15 protein-coding genes are annotated in these 12,291 nt (G+C 60.5%); 6 read left to right on the top strand and 9 right to left on the bottom strand.

What is annotated here, in order from left to right:
- Positions 1-26: 26 nt before the first annotated feature.
- From ACKLNI_RS18790 to ACKLNI_RS18775, 4 genes are read right to left on the bottom strand one after another with little or no spacing between them, the layout of a single operon-like run.
- Positions 27-317 (bottom strand): DUF1330 domain-containing protein, encoded by a 291-nt coding sequence (locus ACKLNI_RS18790; RefSeq protein WP_413720633.1) that lies wholly within the window; start codon positions 315-317, stop codon positions 27-29.
- Between the two features lie 32 nt (positions 318-349).
- Positions 350-697, bottom strand: coding sequence for an ExbD/TolR family protein (locus ACKLNI_RS18785; RefSeq protein ID WP_413720632.1), 348 nt, complete (start codon positions 695-697; stop codon positions 350-352).
- A 47-nt stretch (positions 698-744) separates the two neighbouring features.
- Positions 745-1,119 (bottom strand): ExbD/TolR family protein, encoded by a 375-nt coding sequence (locus tag ACKLNI_RS18780; RefSeq protein WP_413720631.1) that lies wholly within the window; start codon positions 1,117-1,119, stop codon positions 745-747.
- A complete protein-coding gene (locus ACKLNI_RS18775) occupies positions 1,116-1,751 on the bottom strand; it encodes a MotA/TolQ/ExbB proton channel family protein (RefSeq protein WP_413720630.1) in 636 nt (211 codons plus the stop codon). The genes ACKLNI_RS18780 and ACKLNI_RS18775 overlap by 4 nt, the downstream gene beginning before the upstream one ends.
- A gap of 170 nt (positions 1,752-1,921) precedes the next feature.
- Here ACKLNI_RS18775 and hydA point away from each other — a divergent pair, with 170 nt between their 5' ends.
- From hydA to ACKLNI_RS18755, 4 genes are read left to right on the top strand one after another with little or no spacing between them, the layout of a single operon-like run.
- Positions 1,922-3,358, top strand: a complete 1,437-nt coding sequence (hydA, locus tag ACKLNI_RS18770) for a dihydropyrimidinase (protein WP_413720629.1) — start codon at positions 1,922-1,924, stop codon at positions 3,356-3,358.
- Complete coding sequence (locus tag ACKLNI_RS18765; RefSeq protein WP_413720628.1) at positions 3,355-3,741, top strand: VOC family protein; 387 nt, start codon at positions 3,355-3,357, stop codon at positions 3,739-3,741. Before hydA ends, ACKLNI_RS18765 begins: the two co-directional genes overlap by 4 nt.
- Positions 3,738-4,409 (top strand): aspartate/glutamate racemase family protein, encoded by a 672-nt coding sequence (locus tag ACKLNI_RS18760; protein ID WP_413720627.1) that lies wholly within the window; start codon positions 3,738-3,740, stop codon positions 4,407-4,409. The genes ACKLNI_RS18765 and ACKLNI_RS18760 overlap by 4 nt, the downstream gene beginning before the upstream one ends.
- Complete coding sequence (locus tag ACKLNI_RS18755; protein WP_413720626.1) at positions 4,402-5,316, top strand: dihydrodipicolinate synthase family protein; 915 nt, start codon at positions 4,402-4,404, stop codon at positions 5,314-5,316. The genes ACKLNI_RS18760 and ACKLNI_RS18755 overlap by 8 nt, the downstream gene beginning before the upstream one ends.
- 30 nt (positions 5,317-5,346) lie before the next feature.
- Here the strand turns inward: ACKLNI_RS18755 and ACKLNI_RS18750 are convergent, their stop codons facing one another.
- Positions 5,347-5,607, bottom strand: a complete 261-nt coding sequence (locus ACKLNI_RS18750; protein WP_413720625.1) for a hypothetical protein — start codon at positions 5,605-5,607, stop codon at positions 5,347-5,349.
- A 217-nt stretch (positions 5,608-5,824) separates the two neighbouring features.
- Between ACKLNI_RS18750 and ACKLNI_RS18745 the strand changes: the two genes are divergently transcribed.
- Entirely contained in the window at positions 5,825-6,634 is an 810-nt protein-coding gene (locus ACKLNI_RS18745) for a division plane positioning ATPase MipZ (protein ID WP_413720624.1), read from the top strand.
- Here ACKLNI_RS18745 and ACKLNI_RS18740 read toward each other — a convergent pair.
- The 4 genes from ACKLNI_RS18740 to ACKLNI_RS18725 all read right to left on the bottom strand — a co-directional run bounded on the left by ACKLNI_RS18740 (position 6,618) and on the right by ACKLNI_RS18725 (position 10,716).
- The gene (locus ACKLNI_RS18740; RefSeq protein ID WP_413720623.1) at positions 6,618-7,637 is read right to left on the bottom strand and encodes a hypothetical protein; all 1,020 of its coding nucleotides are present in this window, start codon (positions 7,635-7,637) and stop codon (positions 6,618-6,620) included. The genes ACKLNI_RS18745 and ACKLNI_RS18740 overlap by 17 nt on opposite strands.
- 192 nt (positions 7,638-7,829) lie before the next feature.
- The gene (locus ACKLNI_RS18735; protein ID WP_413720622.1) at positions 7,830-8,600 is read right to left on the bottom strand and encodes an ATP-binding cassette domain-containing protein; all 771 of its coding nucleotides are present in this window, start codon (positions 8,598-8,600) and stop codon (positions 7,830-7,832) included.
- Between the two features lie 3 nt (positions 8,601-8,603).
- Positions 8,604-9,662, bottom strand: a complete 1,059-nt coding sequence (locus ACKLNI_RS18730; RefSeq protein WP_413720621.1) for an ABC transporter permease — start codon at positions 9,660-9,662, stop codon at positions 8,604-8,606.
- A 139-nt stretch (positions 9,663-9,801) separates the two neighbouring features.
- A complete protein-coding gene (locus ACKLNI_RS18725; RefSeq protein WP_413720620.1) occupies positions 9,802-10,716 on the bottom strand; it encodes a sugar ABC transporter substrate-binding protein in 915 nt (304 codons plus the stop codon).
- Positions 10,717-11,220: 504 nt separating this feature from the next.
- On the opposite strand from ACKLNI_RS18725, the gene ACKLNI_RS18720 reads away from it, so the two are divergent.
- Positions 11,221-12,252 carry a Gfo/Idh/MocA family protein gene (locus ACKLNI_RS18720; protein WP_413720619.1) on the top strand — a complete coding sequence of 344 codons (1,032 nt, stop codon included), beginning with the start codon at positions 11,221-11,223 and terminating at the stop codon, positions 12,250-12,252.
- Positions 12,253-12,291 lie beyond the last annotated feature (39 nt).

The following is a 12,291-nucleotide window of genomic DNA, read 5'->3' as shown; positions in this document are numbered from 1 at the left end:
GCCTTCCTGCCGCAAGGAACCAAAGCTTATCCGTGGCCCTCGACAACGACGATGGCGCTGTCGGCTGTGCGCCTCCGAATATCCGCGACGGCCTGGTAGTCAGGGTCGTTGTAGGCCGCCAGAGCGGCCTCGTAGGAAGGGAATTCGATCACCACGTGGCGATCGTGAAGCTCCCCTTCCACGACTTTGGATTGTCCGCCGCGAACGATGAACTTCCCGTCCAGCCCTTCAAGGATCGGCGTATCCTTGACGACATATTCCTTGTACGCTTCCGGGTCGCGAACGGTGATGTGCGCGATGATGTAACCTTTCGGCATGATACCTTCTCCCCTGTTCTTTTCCGGCCAGACTAACGGCCTGTCCCTTCGACCGCCAGCGCCCGCCGTGGGACCGTGACCAGTTCGATCGGTGCCACTCCAATCTCCGCCAAACGTCGGACAAGTCTGGCGAGGTCCGCGGCCTCCAGACTGGCGTCGGCCCGCAGTTGCAACGGCCCAGCCGAAAGCGCACCGAAAACATCTTCCCCACGTAGTGAACCGAATGCCAGTTCGCCCGTTCCGCTGACAACAAGAGTTTCGGATGCCGGCGGCTCGGTACCAGCTCCGGATTCCGGCGGCGTCGCGTCCAGTGGATCAGGCGGCGCAAACACGGCGACCATCAGAAAGAATACGAGAAGAAGGAAGGCGACATTGATCATGGGAACTATGCTGTCCCGGGGCGCGCGCCGTGTTCGGGGCAGGTTCATCATTCGACCAATGCCGGCGAACTGAAACCGCCATCCTTCAATTGCTGTATAACATCGACGAGGCGCTGGACATCAGCGCCTTCCCGCATGCGCAGAACAACGATGTCGTCGGAATCCTTGGTCAGCTCAGCCAGCGAAGTAATCAACTGGTCGACCGAGACTGGGACACCGTTCAATCTGACCGCTTCCGGGTATACCTCAACCAGGCGTGGCGGCCCGTCATACACCGTCCCCTGGCCACCGGCCGAGATTTCGATTGTGCCTTCCTGTCCGAACCTCGCGGCCAGCATGAAAAAGATCAGCAGCAAGAAGACCACGTCGATCATGGGCGTCAGCGCCATACGGCGCAAGCGCATGGGACGGGTCAGATTCATTCGGCCGCTCTTTCCGCCATGCGCGGCTTTGCAAGGAAAACCTGCGTAGCCAGGTCCTCCACGTCCGCGGAAACCCTGTCGACAAGGCTCTCGAACCACGCCAGTGCAAGTGCCGCCGGAATCGCAACGGCCATGCCGGCGGCGGTCGTCAGAAGGGCCTCCCAGATGCCTCCTGCAAGCGCCGACGGATCGGCCCGGGCACCCGACTCTTGCAAGGCCTGAAAAGCTTCGATCATTCCCAAAACGGTTCCCAGCAGTCCTAGAAGCGGTGCTACCGTCGCGACGACGTCAAGAGCCCGCAGTCCGGAACGGGCCTCGACAAGTAACTGACGCGCGAACCGTTCGGTTTCTTCACGCGCTTCTGGATCGCCGAACGCCGGGTTGGACACCGCCTGCATTCCATGGCGGGCGATGCGGTATCGCAAACCGCCACCAGCCTCACCCGGAATCTGGCCTGTCCGCCTGAACTCTTCAACTGCGCGCTCCGCCTTCCCACCGCCCCAGACACCCAAGCGGGCAAGGCGCAGCGCTTTCCAGAAGATCAGAGTCAGCGTGAAAAGGCTCAGAGCCGAAATGGCCCAGATGACGACCCCGCCACGGTCGAGAAAGGACAACAGGCTTGCGACATCCATGACAGGCTCCGAAACAGGACCGGCCCAAACTGCCGCCCTGACCGTTCAAGCGCAAGTGCGGCAAAGCGTCGGCGAAACGTATGGCAGACTTTCGGCCAAAGGCGCGACGTCTTGGGAAAGGGCGCTTTAACCGCTTGCGGCGACTCCGCTGCGCTGACTAAATCCGTTCCATGTCGAAATTCGATCTGATCCTTCGAGGCGGCCGCGTTCTGACTTCTGACTCAGACGGCAAGGCCGATATCGCCGTACGCGGCGGGCGCATAGCGGCTGTCGGTGATTTCGCCGGAGAGGCCACCCGCGAGATCGACTGCACCGGCAGAATCGTATCCCCGGGAGGCGTCGATGTGCATAGCCACATCGAACAGATGTCCGGCATGGGCCTGATGAACGCCGACACATTCGAGACCGCGACACGCTCGGCGGCCATGGGCGGAACGACCAGTGTCGTGAGCTTTGCCGCCCAGGCAAAGGGTCAGCGTCTGGCAGACGCGATGTCCGATTACATGGCACGCGCAGAACGCGGTGCGGGCATCGACCACGCCTTCCACATTATCGTCAGCGACTGGGCTGCACCTCACGCCGCGAACGATCTTCGGGCATTGATCCGGGCCGGGCATCGCTCGATCAAGGTCTTCACGACATACAACATCAAACTGGATGACCGGGCCATCTGCGAGGTGCTCTCGATCGCAAAGGAGGAAGGCGCACTTGTCTGCGTCCATGCCGAGAATGACGGGCTGATTGGCTGGACCAAGGACCGTCTGTTGGCTGGTGGCAAGACCCGCCCCGTTCACCACGCTCTTTCGCATCCGCGTCTTGCCGAGATCGAGGCGATAGGACGATTGATCGCGTTCGCCGAGTTCTTCGCCACCCCGGTGATGCTGTTCCACATCTCGACCGCCGAGGGCGTGGCCGCCGTGCGGGCTGCCAGGGCGCGTGGCGTGCCGGTCTGGGCCGAGACCTGCCCGCACTACCTATTCATGGATGACAGCATTCTCGATCGTTCCGGGACTGAAGGTGCCAAATGGATGTGCTCGCCGCCGCAGCGTACCGCAATCGATCAGGACGCGCTCTGGGACGGCCTTTCCGACGGGACACTGTCGCTGGTTTCTTCGGACCACGCACCATACCGCTACGACGAGACAGGAAAGCTCTCTGCCGGACCTGACGCAACCTTTGCTCAGATGGCGAACGGATTGCCGGGCCTGGAGGTGCGGCTGCCGCTGATGTTCGACGCGATGGTTTCCAACGAGAAGCTGGGCGGTTCGGCGTTCGTGCGGCTCTGCTGTTCGGAGCCTGCGCGGGTGCACGGACTGCGCGGCAAGGGCGACATCGCCGAGGGCCTCGATGCAGACCTCGTGATCTGGGACCAGGACAAACGGGTGACTTATGGCGCAAACGATCTGAACGACAACGTGGGCTATAACCCATGGGAAGGGCGAACCGTGACCGGATGGCCCGAAGCCGTGTTTCTGCGGGGAGACGCGGTGGTCGAAGACGGCGCTTTCGTGGGATCGTTTGGTGCCGGGCGCTGGCTTGAGCGGGAATCGGTAGGTGTCTCGAGCACAGCAGCGCCGGCGCGGGAATACCGGGAGGCGACGGAGTGACCCCGCCCGCCGCGCCCTTCATGGCGATCACGTTCCTTTACTACCGCGACCTGAACCGGGCCGAGACCTTCTACCGCGATGTTCTCGGCCTGCCACTGATGATCGACCAGGGATTTGCCAAGATCTTCCGCCTGGCGGACGACGCCCACGTCGGGCTGGTCGACGAGGCGAAGGGCATGAACAACTGGCAGGAAGACAAATGCGTGCAGCTTTGTCTGCGGGTGGAAGACGTCGACGCATGGCATGACTGGGCACGCCTAGAAGGTCTGAGCGACCTCTCGCGGCTCTTTGTCAATGACACCATCGGCATCCGCGCTTTCGTCTTCCGTGACCCCGAGGGCTATCAGATCGAAGTTCAATCGGCGACGAGGGCCGGCGCGTGACGCTCTATGTCATCAATCCGAACTCGTCGGTACATGTGACTGAGGGAATCGACCGGGCGGTCCATCCGTTACGCGCCTGGGGTCACACGATCCGGTGCCTGACATTGGCCGAAGGACCCGCCGGGATCGAGACGGACGCGCATGTGGCGGGCGTGATCGATCCGCAGATGCGTCTGGCGGCCTCCCTGAAGGACGCAAGCGGGATTGTCTCGGCCTGTTTCAGCGACCCCGGCGTTGCCCGGATGCGCGCAACGCTTCGACTTCCGGTCATCGGCATTCGCGAGGCAGCGGTGACACAGGCATTGACGCTGGGTCGCCGCTTTGGCGTGATCGCCATCGGCGAGGCTTCCGTGAGGCGGCATCTGGCAGCCTTCCGCGACATGGGACTGATGGAGCGGTTGGCCGGAGACCGGCCTCTGGGTCTTTCGGTCACTGAACTGTCGGATCGGGAGAAGACCGCGGGCCGGATGAAGGAAACCGGGCGCCTGCTTCGCGACGAGGATGGCGCGGACGTGCTGATCATGGGCTGCGCAGGCATGGCGGAGTACCGGAGCGAGATCGAGGAGGACACCGGCCTTCCAGTTATCGAACCCTGTCAGGCCGCAGTTGCCCTGGCGCTTGGGCGAATTACTCTTCGACTGATTCATGGGGAGATCAAAGATGCTTGATGAGACAGCGAAGGGTGTCTTTACCATCGCCGCCACGCCATTTCTGCCCGACGGAACGCTGGACGAGGCAAGCCTCGACCGGATGACGGGCTTCTACATGGAAAAGGGCGCAACAGGGTTGACGATCCTTGGCATGATGGGTGAGGCCGGAAAGCTGTCGGCGGACGAAAGCGAGCGGGTCATCGGGAAGATCTGCGCACGGGCAGACGTGCCCGTGATCGTCGGCGTTTCAGCCCCGGGGTTCGCTGCCATCGAAGCCTTGTCGAAAGTGGCAATGGACAAGGGAGCCGCGGGCGTGATGGTGGCGCCACCCTCGACCTTGAAGACCGACGGGCAGATCATCGGGTACTTCAAGACAGTCGCCGAACGTCTGGGCGAGATTCCCTGGGTGCTGCAGGATTTCCCGTTGGTGACCAATGTCTTGATCGATCCGGGAGTGATCCTGAAGATCGTCGAAGACTGCCCGACGATGGTGATGCTGAAGCACGAGGACTGGCCCGGGCTGGAAAAGATTTCGACCTTGCGCGCAGCTTCGGATGCTGGCGCGCGCCGCATATCCATCCTGTGTGGCAGTGGAGGCCAGTTCCTGCTGGAAGAGATGATCCGGGGAGCCGACGGGGCCATGACCGGCTTTGCCTACCCGGAAATGATGCGGGACGTGGTTCGGCTGGTGTCGCAAGGGGACGAGACCGCCGCACGGGACGTCTTCGACGCGTATCTGCCGCTGGTCCGCTACGAAAGCCAGCCGGGGCTGGGTCTGGCCGTCAGGAAATACATCCTCGCCAAGCGCGGAGCGATTGCGCATGACACGGTGCGGGCACCGGGACCCAAGCTCACAGCGGCGACGATAGCCGAGATCGAAACGCTGATCGCTCGGCAGAACGCAAGGTTGGCGGCACTCACCTGAATGGCAAGTGCCGCCTTCCAGGTCCAGGTCTCAATGCGCCGAAGATCCGTTTGCATTGAGGTTCACATTGATGGTCTGGGGCTGTGCGCCGAAGGCAGTGATCAACCCCCAGATCCATGCGCCGACCATCAATGGGATGCCGATGACCCCAAAGAATCCCAGCGTGAACACGGTGAGCATGAAACCGAGACCCCAGATGAGGATCTGGGCGATGCCCTGACCGACCTGACCGATGATGAATGACCCCACGCCGGGGATCAGAATGTTCGAGATGATTGCAAGCGCCTTCATTAGATGTTCCTTTCGCGGATCTTCGAGACACTCAAGGCATGGAACATTAGTGGAAATTTTGCCAATGACAGAATTTGTGAGCCTGTGGTGACCGGAATTGTGACCGGGGCGCATTTTCCCCTTGGTAAACGCAATCCCGCGCTTTTCTTGGAAGCCACCACAACATATAGTGCGGGCAACCGGCGGAGCAGGCCCGCCATAAACAGAGGCTCCAGCAGTGGCCCATATCATAGTTGTCGGTAACGAGAAGGGTGGCGCAGGGAAATCCACCGTCGCGATGCACATTGCGACCGCCCTTGTGCGCATGAACCATGTCGTGGGCGTTCTGGATCTGGACCTGCGCCAACGCAGCTTCGGGCGATATGTGGACAATCGCCGGGACTTCCTGGCGGCGGAAGGACTTGATCTTCCTTGCCCCATCTATCGGGAACTTCCGAATATCCCCAAGGAAAGCCTGGGACCAGGCGAGAACATCTATGACCAGCGCCTGAGTGCGGCAGTGACCGGGCTCGAACGGGAGGTCGAGTTCATACTCATCGACTGCCCCGGCTCGCACACGCGATTGAGCCAAGTGGCGCATTCACTGGCCGATACGCTGGTCACACCGCTGAATGACAGTTTCGTCGATTTCGATCTTCTGGCGCATATAGACCCGCGTACGGGGAAGATTCTCGGGCCGTCGGTCTATGCCGAGATGGTCTGGAACGCGCGGCAACTGCGCGCGCAGGCGGGCCTGGAACCGATCGACTGGGTTGTTGTTCGAAACCGGGTAGGCGCTCAGGCGATGCACAACAAGAAGAAGATGCACGACGCGGTACATGCGCTTGCCAAGCGTATAGGCTTCCGTGTTGCGCCCGGGTTTTCCGAAAGGGTCATCTTTCGCGAACTATTCCCACGCGGTCTGACCTTGTTGGACCTGCGCGACATCGGCGTTCAGAACCTGAACCTGTCGAACGTAGCCGCACGACAGGAGCTTCGGGAATTAATGAAGGAACTGAAACTGCCCGGTGTTACCGTGGACTTCTAGCGAAACGGAAAATCTGCAGAAGCGGCGATATGGCGGCGAAACAGGAGAAACCGCCGGAAGTTCCCGATGTACGACTTTCAGGTTCATCCAGGCTTAACTCGTGCTGGGTCGCGATCGGCTGAAAGATACTGACAGCAGGGAAAGCGCTGGTCGCAGGCACCTCATCATTTCGGGGACGACTGGCAGCCTTGCCACTGCGAGCCCGAGGGATCCGTGGTGCCATCATCGCGAACAGAGCGAACACGCCACCCATAATGGTCAGAACGCGCCGGAGCTTCCCCAATTGCTCCGAGGACGCCATCTCGGCCCAAATCGCAGTTACAGGCGCTATGAGCAGCGTCTCGGAACCCGATTCAATACCATGCTCGCGCATCGTTGCTGAAACCCGGTCTTGGAAAACTCGACCGGAAATTTCCGCGCCTTGCAGTCGGACAAGAAGACGACTGTCGCTTTCTTCAAGCACATCGACGTCTTTTCCAGTGCTTATCTCGGATCCGAAACCCTCTTTGGAGTCATTCACGAGGATGAAAGCGAAGGCGTACTGCTCGAGCATTTTGAGCGTTGCCAGATGGTGTCCCACGCGATCGGCGTTGCTGCGCGGCATCGGCCGAGGCCATGTTCGATTTTGTTCATTCATGAAACGGACGGCGAGCGGCATCATTTCGATACCCACCGGGAAGACCGGAGTCGCTGTTACCCAGTGGGGCCACTGGTCGCTGCCAAGATTCATCCTTACCGCGATGTCCTTGTCCAGTTCGCCAAGGATGCGCATCTGGCCGATCATGTTTTTGCCGCGATCGCCGATGAAGTCCTGGATAAGTACCTCCGGTGGGAGCCCCACCCTCTGGTGAAGCACGCGCTCGGCGGACCTTTGATCCTCATGGTATCCAATCACGAACGCCGCGCCGATACAAAATACACCTATGGCGAGCCACGTCCGAGGAGACAAAAAAATACTTCTTACCAACTGCGGCAAGCTAAAGTCCTCGTTAAAAAAAATCACTCGATACGCGTTCCTTATCCAATTTCAAATGGGCAGGAACGTGGCGCTTTCGGGGAAGATTGTCTTGAAAACGAGAACGTTCCGTTTTCTTTTAGCTTTGTTTAAAATTGGAAAAGGGCGGCCCGGAGAACCGGAGCCGCCCTTGTTTTCATGACGCTTTTCGGATTTTTGTCCGAATGGAACCTGCCCGGGTCAGACGTTTTCCAACATCGCCGCCAGGTCTTCGATCTCGGCACCGCCGGCCATCAGGCGGCGGATGTCGTCACCGGCGAGTTCCTCGCGCGTGCCCTTGCCGATCACTTCGCCCAGGCTGAGGAAGGTGAAACGATCGGCGATGAGCTTGGAGTGGATCTCGTTGTGGGTGATGAAGATGATGGCAATATCGCCACGGCTTTGCACCCGCTTGATCGTCCGCAGCACTTCCATCTGCTGTTTCTGTCCGAGGGCCGAGGTCGGTTCGTCCAGAATCAGCACCTTGGCACCGAAATAGATCGCGCGCGCGATGGCCAGTGTCTGGCGCTGACCGCCCGACATGGTGCCGACGGCCTGCTGCGGATCGGAGATGTCGATCCCGATCTTCAGCATTTCGTCGTGTGCGATCTTGTCCATCTCGTTCATCTTCAGAGTTCCGAGCGGGCCCTTGATCTCGCGGCCCATGAAGAAGTTGCGCGTGACGCTCATCAGCTGGTTCAGGGCAAGATCCTGGTACACGGTGCCGATGCCGGCCGCCGTCGCATCGCGCGGCGAGCGGAAGACGACCGGCTTGCCCTCGACGAAGATCTGGCCGCTGGTCGGCGCATGAACGCCGGCCAGGATCTTGATGAGTGTCGACTTGCCCGCCCCGTTGTCGCCGAGAAGCGCGTGGACTTCTCCGGGGTATACCTCGAGGCTGACACCGCGCAGCGCCGAGAAGGGTCCGAATTTCTTGACCAGGTTTTCAACCCGCATATACGGCTGTGCCATGGCTCAGATCCCTCCCGTAATGGCTTTGCGGATACGTTCGTTCGCGAAGACAGCGCCCAGGAGAACCGTGCCGAGGAAGACCCGGTACCAGGAGCCGTCGATCCAGGGGATGAAGAAAACCGCGTTCGAGACAAGGCCCACGGTGATCGCGCCGAAGACGACACCGATGACCGAGCCGAAGCCGCCGGTCATCAGCGTGCCGCCGACGACGGCTATCGCGATGGCTTCGAGTTCCTTGAGGTTGCCCTTGGCGGCGTCCGAGGTGTTGGTGTCGAAGACCTGGCAGGCCGCGAAGATCGTGGCGACGAAAGCGGTGAACATGAAGAGGCCGATCTTGACCTTGTTCACGGGCACGCCGTTCGCGCGCGCCGCTTCCTTGTTGTCGCCCGTGGCGTAGATCCAGTTTCCGAGCTGCGTGCGGCTGAGGACGAACCATGCCGCGCCCGCGATGACGATCCACCACAGGAAGCGGGCATCGAACCCGGTGACCCACTGGTCGCCGTTCCGGTTCAGGTTGCCACCCAGCGCGAACCAGAGATCGTAGAACCAGGAGAAGACCTCGCCGCCCATCAGTTCGGCGAAAAAGCTGGTTTCCTTGTAGTCAGGCAGACCGGAGATCTGCGTCGACTGGTTGATGAGGCGGAAGGTGACCTCGGTCGTCCCACGTAGGAAGAACAGGAAGCCGAGGGTGACGATAAAACTGGACAGACCAGATCGGACGACGATCATTCCGATGAGCCAGCCTATGGCAAGCGTCATCAAGAGCGTGATGAAAAAGGCTACGAAGGGCGAGGCCTCACCCATTCCGAAGGGCAATCCCCATTTGAGCATCATCGCCATGGACATGCCCGCGAAGCCGATCATCGACCCAATGGAAAGATCGAATTCGCCCGCGATCATGAGCAGCGCCGCGCCAGTCGCAATGATGCCGAACTGAGCGATGATGGCCACGTTGTTCTTGAGGCCCAGCGCGTTGAAGGCCTTGCCTTCGGACGCGATGGACAATGCGATGATGATGATTGCCATCACCGTGAAAGCGCCCATTTCGGGCTTCCGAAGCATGCGCTGAAACCACGTTTCCTTTTTCAGGCGATCAGATTCACTCTTCCCCACCATTTCCCCTCCCGCTTGTTGACGGTGCGTTAAAAAAAAGGACAGCCGGAGTGGTCCGCCTGTCCTCATATCGATATGGCGGCAGGCCTTAGCGGTTGATGCCGGCCTGTTCTTTCACCGAAGCGGCGTTCGACGCGTCAACGAAGCCAGGTCCCGACGGGATGTTGGCGCCCGGCAGCAGGCCAGCGTTGGTGTTGTAGAGGTGCAGAACGATGATCGGCATGTAGCCCTGCAGACGCTGCTGCTGGTCGATCGTGAAGGCGGCGTCGCCGGCTTCGATCATGTCCATGACGCCCGGGCTGAGGTCAAAGCAGGCCAGGTGCACGGTGGCGCCTACCGACTTGATCGCCTTGTTGGCCGCTTCACAGACGTGCGGGCCGACAGCCAGAACGCCGTCGATCGACGCATCAGCCTGAAGTGCCGCTGCGGTACGGGTTTCGATCTGAGTTACGTCGTTCGACACGTCGATCTGGTTCAGCTCGGCGCCCATGGCGTCGAAGTAACCGGTGCAACGGTCGACAAGCGCGGTGTTGAAGGCTTCCTGGTTGAGGCAGAGGCCTTTGGTCACGCCTTCGGCCTTGGCGCGGGTGCCGGCGGCAAAGCCTGCGTCACGCTCTGGCTGGCCGACATGCATCAGCGCGCCGACTTCTTTCGACGACTCGAGGCCCGAGTTCATCGTGATGACCGGAATGCCTGCATCAACAGCAGCCTTGATCGCCGGCCCAAGCGCCGCAGCGTCAGGCAGCGACACCACGATGCCGTCAGGCTGCGATGCAGCGGCGGCTTCGATCAGCTTCGCCATGCCGGCCATGTCGCCCGAAGCGTCGAAGTTGTACTCGAACTCGGCGCCGACAGCGGCAGCCGCGTCACGGCCGCCTTTTTCAACGACCGGCCAGAACGGGTCGGTACCTTGGGTGTGAGTGATCATGACATAGCGCTCGGCCATCGCGGCCGATCCGGCGAGCATGAGAGCCCCTGCGCAAAGGGTTGTTAGGCGGTTCATTGGTTTCCTCCCGTTTGAACAAAACTTGCAGATCACGTATGTCTGCAATTATTATTGCAAGTCACGCATGTCAACGTGCTCCAGCGACTACGATGTAAATCGCGGCTCCACTGTTAGCGCAAGACATTTTTGCGCCGATGGCACCGAATAATGCGTAGCAACCCCGTTCCTGGTTAGATTGTTGCGAGTCGCGCAGAGTCAGAGTGCAGCACTTGCGTGAAAGCCAAAACCGAATCCCCAAACCAACGTTGCGACAAACCGGGAAAGCCCGGCGGGTGTCCGCTCCTTCATCCGAGGTGACGAAGCAACAGGACCGCAAGCTGTTTGTAGTCCTCCGAACGCAGCACCCAGAAACGGAAGGTTTCCGATCGCCGAGCGCTTGACGGTATGGCTCACGCGGCGGATACCTCTGTCACGTAACAAAATGACAGGCATGGTTTTGACCGAAAGAGATTTGCATTCCTTGAGCGGAGACAGCGAATACGTGCTGCAAAAGGTAACCTGATGCGCGCTGCGTTGATCGGCCTCGGAATGGTGTCGTCCGTCTATGGCGAAGCATTCAGGAACTCGGAAAAGGTAAAGCTGTCAAAGGTGTTTGCCCGCCGCCCCGAGGGTAGGGCTGCATTTCTTCAAAAATTCGGAGACCTTGGCGCGACAGAGGCCGAGAGCGTCGCAGAAATCGCCGCGGACGCCGGGATTGACTTCGTGATCCTGACAACCCCGCCCAATGCGCGCATCGACCCGATCCACACGCTCGTCGAGGCGGGCAAGCCCGTCCTCATGGAAAAGCCAATCGAGCGCACGCTGAAGGCGGCGACGGTCGTTGTCGAGTATTGCGAGACAAAGGGAGTACCCCTTGGCATCGTCCTTCAGCACCGCGCCCGGCCCGCAGTGCACACGCTTCGCGAGAAGGCTGCCGAACTTGGCCGCCTCATCGCCGTCGAAGTGAATGTCCCCTGGTGGCGACCGCAATCCTATTATGACGAGCCGGGACGCGGCAGCTATCAGCGTGACGGCGGGGGCGTTCTGATCTCGCAAGCGATCCACACCATCGACCTGATGCTTTCATTGACCGGCCCGGTCGCCGAGGTCACCGCCATGTGCGCGAAAACGGGCTTTCACGACATGGAAGCCGAGGACTTCGTCGTGGCCGGAATGACCTTCGAGAATGGAGCGGTTGGCCAGATCTTTGCCACGACCGCAAGTTTCCCCGGAAGGGGAGAAACGATCACCCTGCACTTCCGCAAGGGGTCGGCGCGCCTGGAGGCGGGCGTTGTGACGCTCACCAGACAGGACGGCACCTCAGAAATCATTGGTCAGGCTGCGGGTTCCGGGGCCGGGGCCAACCCGATGGCCTTTACCAGCGACTGGCATCAGTCGGTGATCGAGGACTTCGCCGATGCCCTGTCGCAGCGGCGGCCGCCAATGGCTCCAGGACGGGCGGCTCTTGCCGTTCACCAGCTGATCGATGCCATCGAAAAGTCCGGCGCGCGTGGGGAACGGGTTTCACTCAAGGAGTTTCCCGACGGCCTTTAAGGTCGGCGTGATAGCGTCGCAACTGCATCGGCCCGGACT

This window comes from Silicimonas lutimaris, assembly GCF_047314965.1.
Taxonomy (GTDB): domain Bacteria; phylum Pseudomonadota; class Alphaproteobacteria; order Rhodobacterales; family Rhodobacteraceae; genus JAVJUV01.
This window is presented reverse-complemented; position numbering and strand designations above follow the sequence as displayed.